Source organism: Sphingobium cupriresistens LL01 (assembly GCF_001046645.1).
GTDB classification, from domain to species: Bacteria; Pseudomonadota; Alphaproteobacteria; order Sphingomonadales; family Sphingomonadaceae; genus Sphingobium; species Sphingobium cupriresistens.
In genome coordinates this window covers 247393-264479 of sequence record NZ_KQ130436.1, presented here as the reverse complement: position 1 = coordinate 264479, position 17087 = coordinate 247393, and the positions used below count along the sequence as shown (strand labels likewise).

At 62.7% G+C, this 17087-nt stretch carries 12 protein-coding genes; 5 read left to right on the top strand and 7 right to left on the bottom strand.

Going from position 1 to position 17087, the window contains the following annotated elements; genetic code table 11:
* Positions 1 to 63: 63 nt before the first annotated feature.
* A complete protein-coding gene (locus V473_RS17780) occupies positions 64 to 756 on the bottom strand; it encodes a CDP-alcohol phosphatidyltransferase family protein (protein WP_066608140.1) in 693 nt (230 codons plus the stop codon).
* Between the two features lie 33 nt (positions 757 to 789).
* Between V473_RS17780 and V473_RS17775 the strand changes: the two genes are divergently transcribed.
* On the top strand, positions 790 to 1140 hold the full coding sequence (locus tag V473_RS17775; RefSeq protein ID WP_148648439.1) for a hypothetical protein: 351 nt from the start codon (positions 790 to 792) through the stop codon (positions 1138 to 1140).
* 201 nt (positions 1141 to 1341) lie between these two features.
* On the opposite strand, the gene V473_RS17770 is transcribed toward V473_RS17775, so the two are convergent.
* The 6 genes from V473_RS17770 to V473_RS17745 form a co-directional block, all read right to left on the bottom strand.
* A complete protein-coding gene (locus tag V473_RS17770) occupies positions 1342 to 2817 on the bottom strand; it encodes an MFS transporter (RefSeq protein ID WP_066608759.1) in 1476 nt (491 codons plus the stop codon).
* Positions 2818 to 2986: 169 nt separating this feature from the next.
* On the bottom strand, positions 2987 to 3859 hold the full coding sequence (locus V473_RS17765; protein ID WP_082679195.1) for an NAD(P)-dependent oxidoreductase: 873 nt from the start codon (positions 3857 to 3859) through the stop codon (positions 2987 to 2989).
* Complete coding sequence (locus V473_RS17760) at positions 3856 to 5034, bottom strand: L-rhamnonate dehydratase (protein WP_066608138.1); 1179 nt, start codon at positions 5032 to 5034, stop codon at positions 3856 to 3858. Before V473_RS17760 ends, V473_RS17765 begins: the two co-directional genes overlap by 4 nt.
* The gene (locus V473_RS17755; protein ID WP_242495948.1) at positions 5031 to 6296 is read right to left on the bottom strand and encodes an MFS transporter; all 1266 of its coding nucleotides are present in this window, start codon (positions 6294 to 6296) and stop codon (positions 5031 to 5033) included. The genes V473_RS17760 and V473_RS17755 overlap by 4 nt, the downstream gene beginning before the upstream one ends.
* An 18-nt stretch (positions 6297 to 6314) precedes the next feature.
* A complete protein-coding gene (locus tag V473_RS17750; RefSeq protein ID WP_066608135.1) occupies positions 6315 to 7994 on the bottom strand; it encodes a GH39 family glycosyl hydrolase in 1680 nt (559 codons plus the stop codon).
* Positions 7995 to 8017: 23 nt separating this feature from the next.
* Positions 8018 to 10702, bottom strand: coding sequence for a TonB-dependent receptor (locus V473_RS17745; protein WP_066608132.1), 2685 nt, complete (start codon positions 10700 to 10702; stop codon positions 8018 to 8020).
* A gap of 185 nt (positions 10703 to 10887) precedes the next feature.
* On the opposite strand from V473_RS17745, the gene V473_RS17740 reads away from it, so the two are divergent.
* The 4 genes from V473_RS17740 (at position 10888) to V473_RS17725 (ending at position 16967) form a co-directional block, all read left to right on the top strand.
* Positions 10888 to 11616 (top strand): FadR/GntR family transcriptional regulator, encoded by a 729-nt coding sequence (locus V473_RS17740; protein WP_066608751.1) that lies wholly within the window; start codon positions 10888 to 10890, stop codon positions 11614 to 11616.
* Between the two features lie 91 nt (positions 11617 to 11707).
* Positions 11708 to 13390 (top strand): PQQ-dependent sugar dehydrogenase, encoded by a 1683-nt coding sequence (locus V473_RS17735; protein WP_066608129.1) that lies wholly within the window; start codon positions 11708 to 11710, stop codon positions 13388 to 13390.
* Between the two features lie 263 nt (positions 13391 to 13653).
* Positions 13654 to 14748, top strand: coding sequence for a glycosyltransferase family 4 protein (locus V473_RS17730; RefSeq protein WP_066608127.1), 1095 nt, complete (start codon positions 13654 to 13656; stop codon positions 14746 to 14748).
* Between the two features lie 8 nt (positions 14749 to 14756).
* Positions 14757 to 16967, top strand: coding sequence for an amylo-alpha-1,6-glucosidase (locus V473_RS17725; protein WP_066608125.1), 2211 nt, complete (start codon positions 14757 to 14759; stop codon positions 16965 to 16967).
* The last annotated feature ends 120 nt before the right edge of the window (positions 16968 to 17087 follow it).

Genomic DNA, 17087 nt, shown 5'->3' with positions numbered 1-17087 from the left:
ATAGTTTTTGTTTTCGCATGATTTCAAGCCAAAATCCGATTCCCGCTTTTCTACACGATGCTCTCAGCGCATTTTGCCGGGCTGTTCCGACGACGACAAACGCTTAGCGGTGGTTAGCGTCTGGCCGATGAACAGCAGCACCAAGATGGCGCCGATTATGCCGACGAAAAGGTCAAATCCCGACACCGCGCCGAACCAGCCAGGGGCGTAGCCCAACAGCATCATCGCGATCGTCAGACCGATCAGCAACAGCCGCAATTCGGTGGGTCCGGCGGCAAGATAGGATAGTTTGAATTCGCCCAAGACTCGCGCCGACAGATAGGCGTGGATCGACAGCAGCAGATAGCCCGCCAGCGCGACCAGCGCGACATCCATGCGGATATAGGGGCTGGCCCCCATGCCCGCCAGGATCAGCAAGGTCGCCAGGCCATCACAACTATGGTCGATGAAATAGCCGTAGGATGGCCGTTCGATATGGCGGAACCGCGCCAGGCTGCCGTCCAGGGAGTCGCCGAACCATTGCAGCGCATAGCCCGCGATCGCCAGCCATAGCCAATCGACGCCCCAATTGCTGGCGGCATAGCCCGCGAAAATGGCGAACGCGCCCACCATGCCCAGCGCGGTGAGCATGTCGGGCGTGACCCAGCGCGGCATATGGGCGCAGAGCCAATTGAGAAGGCGACGTTCCGCCACGGCGAGCACATTTTGCTGGATACGGGCGATGGGTGGGGCCGACGGGCCAGAAGGCAATGACATGGCGCTTTATGACGGAAGGATGACGAATAGACAATGTTGTTGCGTCGCACCGACAAGGTCATTGCCTGTTCCTTGGCTTCCGGGGCAAAGGCGAGCGACCGGGCGGGAAGCCTGGGGGAGGAGCATATGAGCAAGGACGGTCCCCAGGATGTGCGCGATATCGTGCTAAGGATGGAGCAGCGGCCGTCCAATCCGATCCGACGCGCGCGCTTGATGGTGGAGCAGGAAGTGCCCCCCGCCCGTCGGGGACCGGGATGGGACCGGCATTGGCGTGAACTGGAAGCCTATCTGGATGAGGGCATCGCCTGGACAGTGCCGCAGGGGCTGGACGACGCGCGATCCGACGAAGACAAAAAAAGGGCCGATCCGAAGACCAGCCCGTAAAGTTTTAGGAGAGGATGCCTGAAAGGCCCGTTCCTGATGTACCAACTGGTAATCTTTCGCAAGTGCGAACGATTATTTCGCAATTGCAAAGATTGCATCCGTGGCAGAGTGCAACGCTTTCCGTAGCGGAATTAGGCATCGATAGCGGCCTGAATTCTGCTGATATCGGTCTTCATGCGAAGCGCGAATCGCTGCATCGGCTCACGCCCTGATTCGCAAGGTCGCCAACGCCGCCAGCAGCAGCGTGGCCGCGGCGAAGGCCATGGTCCAGATGGGGTCGCCAGGGAAGAATGTCTTCATGATCGATCCCATCGCCGTCGCCACCAGCAATTGCGGCAGCACGACGAAGATATTGAACACGCCCATATAGACGCCGAGCTTGGCCTGCGGCAGGGTCGAGGCGAGCATGGCATAAGGCATGGCGAGGATCGAGGCCCAGGCGATGCCGATCCCGGCTTCGCTGAGCAGCAGCAGGTTGGGATCACGCACGATCAGGAAACTGGCGAAGCCTGCCGCGCCCGCAACCAGGCACAGCGCATGGGTCCGCGCCTTGCCGATCCGCGCCGCCACCCAGGGCAGAAGCGTCAGGGCGGCGACTGCGGCCACGCCATTATACACCGAGAAGAGCACCCCTACCCAGTTGCCGCCAGCCTGATAGGCGGCGCTGGCGGGATTGGCCGATCCGAACATATATTGGGCGACGACCGGCGTGGTGTGAATCCACATGATGAAGAGCGCCGACCAACTGAAGAACTGGATCACCGCCAGTCGTCGCATGATCGGAGGCATAGCGCCGATATCGCCGACGATATGCGCCAGCATATGTGCGCCGCGTCCAGCGCGGGCCAGCAGAATGGCGACCAGGCTGGCGAGGCCGTAGCCGGCCAACAGCGCGGCGAGCAAATAGACTTCCTTTTCCATTGCCCAGAGGGCGACCAGCAGCGCGACGAAGACTCCCGCGCCAATCCAGATGACGCAGGGACCGATGGCGCGGCCTGCCAGATCGGGCGCCGTGGCGGCGGCTTCGTCAGCGTCGGCGAAGGCGCGGATCTGGTCCGGCGCATATTCGCGCGTCGTCATCACGGTCCAGAGCACCGCGGCCAGCAACGCAGCGCCGCCTGCCCAAAAACTGTAGCGCACCGTATCGGGCACCTGCCCCGCCGCCGCGACGTTGGCGACGCCCAGATGGTCTAGGACATAGGGAAAGAGCGATCCCACCACCGCGCCCGCACCGATGAACGCGGTCTGCACCGCATAGCCTATTATATGCTGATCCTTGCCCAGCATATCGCCGACAAAGGCGCGGAACGGCTCCATCGAGATATTGAGGCTGGCGTCGAGCATCCACAGCAGCAATGCGGCCATCAGCAGCCCGTCGCTTTGCGGCATCCCCAGCAACGCCACCGTGGAGAGGATCGCGCCTGCCAGGAAATAAGGGCGGCGACGGCCGAGCCGCCCCAGCCAGGTGCGATCGGAAAGATGCCCGACGATCGGCTGGACCAGCAGGCCGGTCAGCGGCGCGGCGACCCATAAGGCCGATAGGTCGTCGATGCTGGAGCCAAGCGACTGGAAGACCCGGCTCATATTGGCGTTTTGCAGCGCGAAGCCGATCTGGATGCCGAAAAAACCGAAACTGATATTCCACAATCCGGCAAAGCCCTGTTTCGGCTTGTTCATGCCTGTCCCCTCCCGTCGCGGACGCGGCCTGCCGCCGCTTGCCTGCATCAACCATCACCGCTTGCATGGCGACGGGCGACGAGCAAGCTGCGCATACGAATTCATTCGAATTCAGCATTTTCAGAACACCGTAAAGCGTTGGGGCGTCCGCCTCTCTCGCCCTCGATTTTCACGCTTTTCGCAGCTGCTCCACGATCGCCGCTATGTCGCGTTCCCCCTCGCCGGCCGCATCGGCTTCCGCGAAGCGTTGTCGCGCTGCCTGGGCTATGGCGGAGGGGATGCCGGCATCGGCCAGGGCCTGGGCGGCATAGCCCAGATCCTTGGCCATCAATGGCACCAGAAAATGCGGCGCATAATCTCGATCAAGCATCCGGCGACCCACCCCCTTCACCATCGGGCTGGCGGGCGCGCCGTCGAACAGGATCGACATCGCCTGCTCCATGTCGAGGCCGCGCCTTTCGAACAGGGCGATGGCTTCGGCCAGGCTGGCGGCCTGCACGCCGCACAGATAATTGTTGGCGAGCTTGACCGTCGCGGCGCTGCCCACCGGACCGAGATGGACGAGTGCGCTGCCCATGGCGTCGAAGGCAGGGCGTGCGGCGTCGATCGCATCGGCGTCGCCGCCGACAAGGAAACGAAGTATGCCCTGCGCTGCCTGGTCCCGGCTGCCCGTGACCGGAGCCTCGATGAAGCGCACGCCATGCGCGACGGCGTCCCGCGTCAGTTCCAATACCCAATCGCTGGTCAGGGTGCTGGATTCGATCGCGATCGCGTCCCGATCCATGACGGCAAGGGCGCCGTCGTCGCCGGTCCAGACAGTCCGCGATACATCATCATTGGCCAGCATCGCGACGACGATCGATGCGCCGCTGGCCGCGTTTGCCGGCGTTTCGGCGATCCGCGCGCCGGCCGCGCCCAGTGCCTCCGCCTTTTCGCGGCTACGATTCCACACCGCCACCTCGAATCCGGCGGCGATCAATCGCCGCGCCATGCCGGACCCCATAATGCCCAGTCCCAGAACGGCGACTTTCCTGTTCATCATCCGATCACCTTGAAGCGCGAGAGGGCGGCCTCGTCGATTTCGAGGCCCAGACCGGGGAGAGTGTCGTCCAGATCGATATAGCCGTCCACCGCCTGCGGTTCGCCTTTGAAAATATACCAGAAGAGTTCGTTGCCGACCTCCACATCGACCATCGGGAAATATTCGGCGATGGGGCTGTTCAGGCTGGCCATCACGACATGATAATTGTGCATCTGCCCGGCATGGGGAACGACGGGGATGGAATAGGCCTCAGCCAGCGCCTGGATCTTGCGGGCGGCGGTGATGCCGCCCACGCGGTTGGTGTCGAACTGGAAATAGTCGAGCGCCTTGGCCTCGATCATCTGGCGGAAGCCGTAGCTGGTGAACTCATGTTCGCCCGCCGCGATCGGCGTCGTGCCGAAGCGGCGCAGCTCATGATAGCCGTTAATGTCGTCGGGGATGATCGCCTCCTCCAGCCAGCGCAGGTTGAAGGGTTCGATCAGGCGCATCATGCGTTTGGCATAGTCCAGGCTCCAGCCCATATAGGCGTCCGCCATGATGTCGATGTCGTCGCCCACGGTTTCGCGCACGGTGCGGATCAATTCCACGTTGCGCGCCATGCCCGCGGCCCCGTCGATCGGCCCCCAGCCGAAGCGCAGCTTCATCGCCTTATAACCTTGCGCTTTGTAGGCGGCGGCTTCCTGCGCCAACTCATTCAGCGGGATCGAATAGAGGCGGCTGGCATAGACCGGGATCTTCGCTTTCGTGCGCCCGCCCAGCAGGCGGAAAACCGGCTGTTTGGCAGCCTTGCCCATCAAGTCCCAGATAGCGATGTCGAGCGCGGAGATCGCGACCAGCGCCACGCCCTTGCGCCCGAACGCCATGGTCTTGCGATACATATGTTGCCACAGGAACTCGCTGTCCCACGGGTTCTGGCCAATCAGCAGGGGGCTGAGATACTGGTCGATCATCTGCTTGGTCACGAGCGGCGCGAGCGCGGCGTTGCCGATGCCGACCAGACCTGCGTCCGTAAAGATTTCCACGATCAGCCAGCCATGGAAAGTGAAGGTGCCCATCGTCTCGGGCGACAGCATCGGCGAGACAAGATCCATCGGGTTCGTGCAGAAATGCGGCGGCAACGGCACGGTCTCGCCTTCCCACTGGACGACGCGGGTGCGGATTTCGGTGATTTTCAAGGAACGGCCTTTCGCATGAAGGTGATTGGGACGATGCGGGGAATGGCGATGCAGATCAGCGCGAAGGCGATCAGGTGCAGGGTCGCGGCGACGGTCAGGACCAGGGTGTAGCCAAGCCCGGCGTCGAGCGCCCAGCCGGCCGCCTGCCCCATGACGATGCCGCCGAACGCGCCGCCAAGGCCGACCAGGCCGGCGAGACGGCCGAGCGCGCTGCGTGGAGCAAGGTCGGTCGGCAGGGTCATGACCAGGGTGGACCAGCTTTGCTGCCCAAAAAAGGCGAGACTGAAGATCGCGATGATCGCGGCGATCGACCCGGTCGTGGGCGCGAACATCACCCAGGGCATACAGGCGGCGCTCAGCCCCAGGGCGATCTTGCGCGCGGCATCGACCGAGCGGCCGGACGACAGAAGACGACTGGAGAGCCAGCCACCGCAGAGACTCCCGACGCCCGATGCGGCATAGGGTATCCAGCCGATCGTCGCAGCCTGTTTCAGGTCGAAGCCATGTGCCTCGAACAGATATTTGGGCAGCCAGAAAAGGTAGAAATACCAGGCGCCGTCGCTCAGGAACTTGGCGGCGACCAAGCCGCGCACTTCCCGGCGCGCCAGCAGCATAGCGATGGTCGGGGCGGGGCCGTCTGCTTCATGCGTGTCGCTGTCCGCGACCGGCGGCGTGCGATAGGTCGCGAACCACCAGAGCGCCCAGCCCAGCCCGAAAGCGCCGGTGACAAAGAAGACCCAGCGCCAACTCGACAAGCCGAACCAGTCGCCATAGGCCAATATGCCTGCGATCAGCGGCGGGGCCATCACCGCGCCGGCCGCCGTCCCGGCATTGACGAGGCCCATGGCGGCGGCGCGGCGTTCGGCGGGAAACCATTCGGCGATGGCGCGGGTAGCGGCGGGGAAGCCCCCGCCCTCCCCTACGCCCAGCAGCAGTCGGCTGACCATCAACGCCGCGATGCCGCTGGCCAACCCGTGGCTGGCGCAGGCGAGCGACCAGAAGATCATGATCGCCAGAAAGCCGCGCCGGGTGCCCCACCGATCCAGAAGCCAGCCGCCGCCCAGATACATGAGGCCATAGGTGGCGAGGAAGGCGGAATCGAGAAACGCCTTGGTTTGGTTGCCGATCGGAATATCGGCCTCGATATATTTGATCGCCCAGGGCAGGGTTTGGCGGTCGAGATAGCTGATGGCGATGGCGACGGCAATCATCGCCGCGATCGCCCAGCGTCCCGCGTAGGACCGCGTCCCCGCTCGCTTCATGGCCGCCACCTTTTGCCCTTACTGGCCATCGAGGATGATAAGGGCGACGCCCTGGCGCGGCAGGCGCAAGTCGATGCTGGCGCCGCCGCGCTGGCCTGTGGCTACAGGCAGGGTTTCGGCGCGCATAACCGATGCGGCTTCCAGTTGCTTATACTGGTCCTGATCGGGGGATTGGGGCGACCCCATTTTTTTCCAGGCGGTAAAAGCGTTGGCATGATCGCCATCGACCCGCCACAGCTTCGCCTGTGCAGGCTTGCCCTTAATGCCGTTCAGGCTGAACTTGACCTGCGCGTCCGGCCCGGCGACGTCGTCGTCATGATAGTGCCAGACGAGCAGCGCTATCTTGCCGTCGGCGGTGCGGGTGGCGATGGAGCCGATGTCGGCATCCCCCTGCACGCCATGCTGCATCAGCGCGTCCAGCGGCACCTGGGCATTGTTGGTCGTGGTCAGTTTTGTTTCACCCAATTGCGCGAACAGGCGAAAGACGTTGAGCACTGGCAGGTCAACGCCATTGGTGGAAAGCTGGCGATAGCCCGCGAACCAGGGCTGGTCCTCAAACTCGAAGGACCAGGACACGACGCCTTCCAGATTGACCTTCCGCCTTTCGGCCAATTCCCAGATGCGCGCGAAGCTGGCGGCGGTGTAGCTGCTATACATGGTGCCGTTGCGATAGGCGTTGGCCGGTCCCGGACAGGCGGCGCAACCTTCGGGGTCGCTTTCGCCGATGACGACGGGTTTATTGGCAAGCGAGGGGATCGACAGGACTTTGGTGAAGCCGCCATCGGTTTCGCGCAGATGGGTGGCGATGCCCATGCGGACATGGCCATCGACAAAGGTCGGCCGCCCCTTTGCATGGAAGGACAGGAAGTCGGTCGGCGTGCCGGTCCGGCCGGTCGCATAGTTCTTGCCTGACGAGACATGCTTCAGAAAGCCGTCCATGAAGGCGCCGCCCGGCCCCGCGACATCCGGGCCGCCGACGCGTGCCGTCGGCAGCGCCTTGCGCACGGCGGCGATGGCATAGTCGTGCAGCTTATAGAATTCCTCTGGACTGGCGCTCCAGTAGAAGGGGCTGTTGGGTTCGTTCCAGACCTCGAAATACCATTTCTCGACTTCGGCCCGGCCGTAGCGCTCGATATTGTGGAGCGTCCATTGATGGATCAGCTCCGCCCATTTTTCATAATCCTTTGGCGGATAGGTCCAGCCGGTGGCGATCAGATTATAGGCGAAGCCCGGACGCCAGCTATGGCGATAGGGCGTGCCGGCCGGCGCGTTCGCCATGGCCTCTGGCGTGAAGCCGATCTGGAGATAGGGACGGATGCCCTGTTCCAGATAGGCGTCGATGATGCCATCGACGATTCCCCAATTATAGACCGGCCTGCCGTCCGTTGTCTCCGTATAGGCGTTAGTGCTGCCCCATTTGAAGGCGGCGGTGCCATCTCCGCTGCTCAGCAGATTATGGGCGCGGAAATAGACCTGCCCCTTTTTCAGTTCGCCCAGTTCGACGAGCAGCTTGCGGCCGTCCTTCATCGTCGCATAATTGGGTTCGTCCGCGCCGAAGAAGCGCCAGATCGGGGGCAGTTTGCCCACCGGTTTGGCCGCGTCCACGCTGATCGCGACCTGTCTGGCTTCCTGCGCCTGGGCGGCGTGGGGCAGCGCCATCAATATGGACAGCGAAGCGATCACCCTGGAAATCGTCATATGGCATCCTCTCGATAGGAACATCAGATCTTCGCCCGGAACCCGACCGCGAAAGTGCGCGTGTAGAGAACGGTGTCGCGCGGGTAGAGGCCGGGGTCTTTGAACGAGGTCTGGTAGAGATTTTTGAGTATATTGGTCGCGTCGGCGACGATGGTGAAGTTGGGATTGATCTCATAGGAGAAGGACAGGTCAAGATTGCTGATCTGGCCGTTGGTGATGAAATTGGGATTGACGCCGGTGAAGTGCAGGCCGGCATTATAGGTGTCGCGCCAGACATAGGAGGCGCGGGCGGAAAAGCCGCCCGTTTCATAGATGAAGGTGCCGGTGGCGGAATATTTGGACACGTTTTGGAACGGGATGTCCATAAAGCCGGTGACGCCCGGCAGCGGCGAGAGCGCCTTGTTCTTGCCGTCGATATAGGTGCCGTTTGCGCTGATGCCGATGCCGTCCAGCCAGGTCGGCAGTCCCTTGGGGAAAAAAGTAAAGCCGCCCTCTATCCCCTGCAACTTGCCTGACCCCGAATTTTCCGGCCGGGTGATCTGATAGACGCCATTGTCCGCGCCCAGATAGTCGATGTCGAAATTGCTGGTGACCGACTGGATGAAGCCGCTAACGTCGCGGCGGAAGATCGTCGCGGTGATCGAACTGGACCGATCGATATACCATTCGAGCGAGAGGTCGTAATTGTCCGACCGCACCGGCTTCAGGTCGGCATTGCCGCTGGAGCCGCGGCCGAAGGGCTGCTGCCCCGGCACCGGCGGGGTCAGGGTGAGCGCCGGATTGAGCTGGGCGAAGCTGGGGCGGGTGATCGTCTTGCTGGCGGCGAAGCGCAGGAAGAGATTATCCTTCAGCTTGTAGCGCAGCGCCAGGCTGGGGAGAATGTCGGTGCTCTTGTTGCGGATGGTGACGGGCGATGTCGCGCCGCGCAGGACCAGGAAGGCGTTGGACGTGATGTCGGTGCGGATGACGCGCACGCCGATCTGGCCGTCCAGTCGGCCGACTTCCACATTGGCCTGGCCATAGCCGGCGTAATTCTTTTCCTCGATGTCGAAATGTTGGGTATCCTGAAAGGCCGGATCGCCCGGCGCAAGGCCGAACAATTGGCGTAAGGAGCCTATGTTGTTCAGCAGATAATCGGTGGTGGGCGTTGCCCATTGGCGCACGAATTCCCGCGTGCCGGTGTAAAAGTCGCCGGGCGTGACCGTCATGAGGCCGGGCAAGCTGGCCGCCTTGATGCTGTAGCATTGGACCGCACCGGTCGCGGAGCAGTTGATGGTCTGGGTGAAGCTGTCGGATTTGGCGTTGCGCTTGCTGAGACGGATGCCGGCGTCGAGGCCGGAGAAGATGAGGAAGGGCGCGCGCCAGGACAGGTCGCCGCGCCAGGCCAGTTCCTTGCCATCGCCGACCGTGCGGGTGGTGGACAGGCGCGAGAGATAATAGCGCGACGGGTCGGCCATATCGTCATTGGGCAGGGTGAAACGGGGCGCGCCAGATCCGTCGTTGAACACCGCATCGGTGCGCGAGGCGATGAAATCCACGTCCAGATTGTTGCCGATGTCGGTCGCCTTCGACCGGGTATAGGAAAACTCGGTCGATGCCTTCCAGTCGCCGCTGGTCCAGTCGGCGCCCAGCGCGCCCTGCCAGCGGTCCGCCTTATTCTTGTACGCGCCGCCGAAATTGGCGACGCGGCCATTGGCGATGCTGAGCGACTGGACCAGTTTTGTATCACCCACGAAAACCAGCGGCGACAGCAGAGCGCCGTTCATCGAGGTGAAGTTCTGGTTGCTGTTGCCGCGTTCACGATAGCCGTAAAAGAGCCCGTCTGCGTGGATGGTCAGCCGGTCGTCGGGCGCCCATTGCAGCGTGGCGTTGATCGCCGGGCGGGTGCGCGTGCCGATGCGGTCGAAAGCGCCGATGACGTCGGTGCGGAAAACCTTGGGATCGGTCGGGCTGGCGCCGCGCGGATCGAGCGGAACGCCGGGGGTATAGGGCGCTCGGCTATTGTCGAGATTATAGCCGAAATAGCCGCCGCTATAGATGGTTTCGTCGCGATAGCGGGTCTTGTGATAGGACAGGCTGACCAGCGCGCCGATTTCGCCGATGCCGGTCGACCAGCGGTTGCTGATCAGCGCGCTGGCATAAGGATCGATCCTGTCGGGCTGCTCGCTATAGACTTCGCGACCGGCCAGCGCGAATTCGAAGCCCTTGAAGTCGAAGGGGCGGCGGGTGCGGACGTTGATGAGGCCGGCGATGCCACCTTCCAACTGATCGGCGGAGCGCGATTTGTAGACGTCCACGCCGGCAACGAGGTCGGCGGGCACGTCCGCCAGCGAGAGCGAGCGGCCGGTGGTGCTGAAGATGTTACGGCCGTTGACCAGCGTCACCACGTCGGGAAGGCCGCGGATCAGCACGGTCGCGGACTCGCCGCGGGCGCGAGGCGATACCTGGATGCCTGGCACGCGCTGGAGCGCTTCCACCACATTATTGTCTGGCAGCTTGCCGATATCCTCGGCCACCACGGAATCGACCAGTTGCTGCGCGTTGCGCTTGATATTTTGCGCCGACGAAAGGCTGGCGCGCATACCGGTCACGAAGATGTCGCCATCGCTCACCGACTTGGCGCTCTGGTCCTCGCCCGCCTGGGCCAAGGCGGACTGCGCCGCCAGCAGGGCGAACAGCGATATGGACAGTTGCACGCTATTTTTCATGACATCATCCCCTCCGAGTCATTTTTTATTTCTCATACTAGATTACGAATGTTTGAAACCAATTCAAGCCATAAATTGACGGAGTAATGAATTAGGCCCAAAAGCTGACTATTTTCCTCAGACCAATGATCCGACTGGCTTGGATCGGACTTGACGACCATGTTGATAGGGCTGACGAAGGCTGCATGATGCAAGCAGACGACCATCCCCTGGCCCGCGCCTCAAGTCCGGCGCAACGCGCAGTCCATGACCGGATCGCCCATGATCTGGGCGTCGCGATAGTCGGCGGGCGCTATCAGCCGGGCGATATTCTGCCGGGCGAGGAGCGGTACAGCGCCGAACAGGGCGTGTCGCGTACCGCCTATCGGGAAGCGGTCCGCGTCCTGTCCGCCAAGGGCATGGTGTATAGCCGAACCAAGAGCGGCACACGCATCAACGACAGGTTGCGGTGGAACATGCTGGATCTGGATGTCCTCGCCTGGATGTTCGAGGCCGGGCCGACGCCGGAATTTCTGCGCGATATCTTTGAGTTGCGCATCGTCGTGGAGCCGGCGGCGGCGGAGTTCGCGGCGTTGCGCCGTGACGGGCAGGATATTTCGCGCATGGGTCACGCGCTGGAGGAAATGCGGCGTTTCGGCCTGCAAACCGCGGAGGGGCGCGCGGCCGACCAGAGTTTCCATCGCCTGATCCTGCTCGCCACTCGCAATGAATCGCTCATCACCTTGGCCACCTCGGTCACGGCGGTGGTCGCCTGGACCACGCGCTTCGCCCGTGACGAGCGCAAGGAATCGCGCGATCCCATGCCGGACCATGACGCCGTGTTCGACGCGATCATGCGCGGCGAAGGCGAAGAAGCCCGGCGGAAGATGCTGGCGTTGATCCGCAACGCATCGGCCGACGCAGGAATGCTGTAAGCGATATTGATCTATTTCTCATACTAGATTATGGCTTTTAGAGACGCGGCGGCAGACCGCCATCGCCCCTGCTTTTCGAAACAGGATTTGCATGACGCTAAAAAGCCTTTTCCCTGTCGCCATCCTATGCGCTCTTGCCGCCCTTGGCGGTTGCTCCGATCATTTGGCCGCGCCTGAGCGGGCTGATGCAGGCTGCGCCGAATTGTCGGGCGGCCTGACGCTGCCGCCCGGTTTTTGTGCCGAGATTTTCGCCGACAAGCTGGGCCATGTGCGCCACCTGGTGGTGGGGGTGGACGGAACCGTCTATGCCAACAGCGCGCCCGACCGCGAAGACGGGCAGGTCGCATCCGGCCTGATCCTGTTGCAGGACCGCGATGGCGACGGCCGCGCCGATCATGTCGAGCGCCCTTTCCCCGGCCAGACCGGCGGCACCGGCATAGCCATCGACCGCGACAGACTGTTCCTGGAGGATGGCGATCATATCCTACGCTATCGGCTGGACGGCGCCACCCGCAGGCCCATGAATGCGGTCGAGCGGGTAGTCGTCGGATTGCCCGCCACCGGCGATCATGACAGCCACAGCATCGCCCTGCGCGCGGACGGCAGCCTGTTCGTCAACAGCGGGAGCGCCACCAATGCCTGCCAGATCGATAATCGACAAAGCGGGTCGCCGGGCCAGACGCCCTGTGCCGAAAAGACGCTGCGTGCGGGCATCTGGCGTTTCGATGCGGCCGGCAAGGAACAGCGCTTTGGGCCCGCCGCGCGTTTCGCATCGGGCATCCGCAACGCGGTAGGCCTCACCGTGGATGGTAAGGGGCGCGTGTTCGCGACCCAGCATGGCCGCGACCAGTTGCATGAAAATTGGGGTCATCTCTATTCGGCCATCCGGGGGCAGGAATCGCCGGCCGAAGAACTGATCGAGGTCGCGGCGGGCGCCGACTATGGATGGCCGGAATGCTATTTCGACCCCCGTGCCAAGCGCCTGGTGCTGGCCCCCGAATATGGCGGCGATGGCGGAAAGGCGATTGGCCCTTGCGCCGGGCGACGCGGGCCGGTCGCCACGTTTCCCGCTCATTGGGCGCCCAATGCGGTGATATTCTATGCCGGGACGCTGTTCCCTACGGCCTATCGGGACGGCGTCTTCATCGCCTTCCATGGCTCCTGGAATCGCGCGCCGGGGCCGCAACAGGGCTTCAACATCCTGTTCCAGCCGATGAAGCAAGGTCGTGCGTCAGGCGGTCCCATATTGTTCGCGGATGGCTTTGCCGGCCCTGAACGCGCCAGCGGCAAGGCAGACTATCGGCCGACCGGCCTCGCCATCGGGCCGGACGGCTCTCTCTATATATCGGACGACAGGCAGGGTCGTGTCTGGCGGGTCCGCTATCGCGGCGACAAGGCTGCGTCCCTGATCGCGGCCAAAGCGGCGGACGGTGGACTGCTGTCGGTCAGTGGAGGCGAGAGCGACGGACAGGCCAAGAACGCCGACTCCGCAAAGGTCGCGCTTGGCCGACGCCTTTATGCAGGGGAAATTGCCGGCGCGCCTTGCGCCGGATGCCATGGTCCCGCAGGCGAAGGTACGCCCGTAGGTCCGAATCTGATCGACCGGGAATGGTTATGGGGCGATGGTGGCGTGGCCGACATTCGCGCGACCGTCCTCAAAGGCGTGCCCCGCCCCAAACAATTCCCGGCGCCAATGCCGCCGGGCGGTGGCGCAGCGCTGACGAACGATCAGGCCGATGCGATGGCCGCTTATATCGTCTCGCTGGCGCAGTAGGATCCACGATATCGTTGAAGCCCATAAAGCGGACATGGATGCCAGCCAGCTTCCGCTCGCCCCTGAAGGGCGCCGACCGACGCGCGAATTGCGCAGGCGTTCACATGCGCGCTCATTGCGCATCTTCATGACATGGTTGGCGGCCGGGATGGAGACGAAACATCGTTTGTTCATGAAACCAGTCCGTGCCTGAATGCTTGTAGCGGTACAGCCTACCGCAAGTCGGGGAACGGAGGCTCCACTCGTGAGAGAGGAATGCCTGCATGAAGATCGCGCAAATCGCCCCATTGGCCGAAAGTGTCCCACCCAAATTCTATGGCGGCACCGAACGTATCGTTTCCTACCTGACCGAAGAACTCGTCCGCCAGGGGCATGATGTCACCCTGTTCGCCAGCGGCGATTCTCAGACACAAGCCGAACTGGTGCCGATCACCGACATGGCGCTTCGTCTTAATCCGGCCGTGTCCGACACCATTCCCTATCATATGATGATGCTGGAGCAGGTCCGCCGCCGCGCCGACGAATTCGACGCGCTGCACTTTCATATCGACATGCTGCACCTGCCGATGGTTCAGGACTTTATCGGACGCACCGTCACCACCTTGCACGGTCGGCTCGACCTGCCAGACCTGCCGCCCTTTTACCGCGTCTTTCCCGATCATAGTCTGGTGTCGATATCCGACCATCAACGACTGCCCATGCCGCCGGTTAATTGGGGCGGCACCATATATCACGGCCTGCCTGCCGATCTGCTGGCGCCACGTTTGGGACCGGGCGACGATTATCTTGCATTTCTGGGCCGCATATCGCCGGAAAAGCGGCCAGACCGGGCGATCCGCATCGCGGCGCGATCGGGCCTGCAACTGAAGATCGCGGCCAAGATCGACAATGTCGATCGCGCTTATTGGGAAAGCGAGATCGCCCCGCTCGTCGAACATTATCCCAATGTCCATTATATCGGCGAGATCAATGAGCAGCAAAAGGCGCGGTTTCTGGGTCAGGCGAGCGCACTGCTGTTTCCCATCGACTGGCCAGAGCCGTTCGGCCTGGTGATGATCGAGGCCATGGCCTGTGCGACGCCGGTGATCGCTTTCCGCTGCGGATCGGTGCCCGAAGTGATCGAGCACGGCGTGTCCGGCTTCATCGTCGAGAGCGAAGATGAGGCTGTGGCGGCCATTGCGGCCTTGCCGCATCTCGACCGCCGCCGGGTGCGTGGCGCATTTGACGCACGCTTCACGGCGCAGCGCATGGCGACCGACTATGTCGCGCTATACCATGATTTGCCCGGCGCGCGGACGGACGCCGCCCGACTGCGCCGGCAGCGGGGCGAAGACGCCGAATTGCAAATCGTCGCATAGGAGACGCCATGACGCAGATCCAGCCAGACACGCCCGGCATCGCGGGAGGACAGGCCCTGTCTCAGGCGCAAACTCAATTCTTCATCCCGGCGACAGCCTCGCTGCATGAACGCAGGCCGCGCACGCTCAAACATGGCGACAGTTTCGCCGTGTTCGACCATAGCGGTGACGCGATATCCGGCCCCGGCAGCCCGGAAGGCCTCTATCATCGCGACACACGACATCTTTCGCACCTCTATCTCACTGTCAACGACATGCGGCCGATCCTGTTGAGTTCGGCGTTGCGTGACGACAACGCCATGCTGACATGCGACCTCGCCAATCCCGATTTTTTCGGTGACGATGGACGGGTGGCGGTGGAGCATGACCTTATTCATTTGCGCCGCACCCGTTTCCTCTGGAAAGATGCGTTGTACGAGCGGATCACCCTTCGCAATTTTGATACGGAAACGCGCCAGATCAGCGTCGACCTGAGCTTTGCCGCCGACTTCGCCGACCTGTTCGAGATACGCGGCATGACCCGCTTGCGGCGCGGGGCGATGCGCGAGGCGCAGGTCGGCGCGGCGGACGTCCTGCTCGGTTATCTTGGACGGGACGATCAGGAACGACAGACCCACCTGCATTTCGATCCCATGCCAACCGAATTGACGGACAGCCATGCGCGCTTCGATGTCACAGTGCCGCCGGGCGCGCGTTGCGCCCTGTTCACCCGCATCTCCTGCAGCAAGATCGATGTGCGCGACGGATTGCCCAAGCAATTCCTCAAGTCCTTGCGCGAAGCGATGCAGGCGTTGCGATCCGCACGTAAGCGCGGGGCGACCCTGCATTCGTCCAACGACCTGTTCAACGAAGTGGCGCGGCGGTCGGTCGCAGACATCTCCATGCTGTCCACCGATACCGAATTTGGCCCCTATCCCTATGCCGGCATCCCCTGGTTCAGCACCGTGTTCGGGCGCGACGCCATCATCACCGCGCTCGAAACCTTGTGGATGGACCCTGCGATCAGCCGGGGCGTGCTGGGGTATCTGGCCGCGCATCAGGCGACCGGCTTCGATCCGGCGGCCGATGCCGAACCGGGCAAGATATTGCATGAGGTGCGCTACGGCGAAATGGCCGAATTGGGCGAAGTGCCATTCCGCCATTATTATGGCAGCATCGATTCCACGCCGCTGTTCGTGATGCTGGCGGGCGCCTATCTCGAGCGCACCGGCGACATGGCTTTTCTAAAGACGATCCTTCCCCATATTGAGGCGGCGCTCGCCTGGATCGACCTGCATGGGGACCGCGATGGCGACGGTTTCGTCGAATATGGACGCCTGACCGATCAGGGCCTGCAAAATCAAGGCTGGAAAGACAGCCATGATTCCATTTTCCACGCCGATGGGAGCATTGCGCGCGGCCCGATCGCCCTGGCCGAGGTCCAGGCCTATGTCTATGGCGCGTGGCGTGCGGCGGCAGCGCTGTTCCGTGCGGTCGGCGACGATGTTCGCGCGGCGGATTATCGGGATCGCGCAGGTCAGTTGCGCGATCGGTTCGACGCCGCCTTTTTCGACGCCGCGCTGGGCACCTACGTTCTGGCGCTCGATGGAGACAAGAGGCCATGCCGGGTGCGATCATCCAATGCCGGACACGTCCTTTATACCGGGCTGGCGCGGGAAGAGCGCGCCGAAGCAGTCGTCCGCACCCTTATGGCGCCGGCGTCCTTTTCCGGTTGGGGGGTGCGCACGATCGCCTCGACCGAAAAACGCTACAATCCCATGAGCTATCATAACGGTTCAATCTGGCCTCACGACAATGCGCTGATCGCAAGCGGTTTTTCGCGCTACGGCTATCAGCGCGAGGCAGCGCAAATATTCGAGGGCCTGTTCGCCGCCGCGACCTATGTCGATATGATGCGGCTGCCGGAACTATTCTGCGGTTTCCCACGGCGCCGCTCTCAAGGCCCTACTTTCTATCCGGTCGCCTGCAGCCCGCAGGCCTGGTCGGCCGCCGCGCCACTGGCGCTGATCCAATCCAGCCTGGGGCTGCGTTTCGATGTGTCGGCAAAGCAGATTTCGTTTCACAAGCCTACTTTGCCGCATTTCCTTCAGAGCCTGACGATAAGCAGCCTGGGCATCGATGCGGCCAAAGTCGACATCGCATTCGATCGCATGGGCGATCAGGTTGTCGTTAAGCCGATGCCGCATGACAGCGGAGCGCAGATAGTGACGATCGCCTGAGCACCAGGCCCATTGTGACGAATAGAAATGATAGCAGGCCGCAATGCGCACGCGCGCTATCAACGCCTGGGCCGCTCTGTTTTTTGCAACGATCCGTTGAAGTCATTCTATTGGATCGGT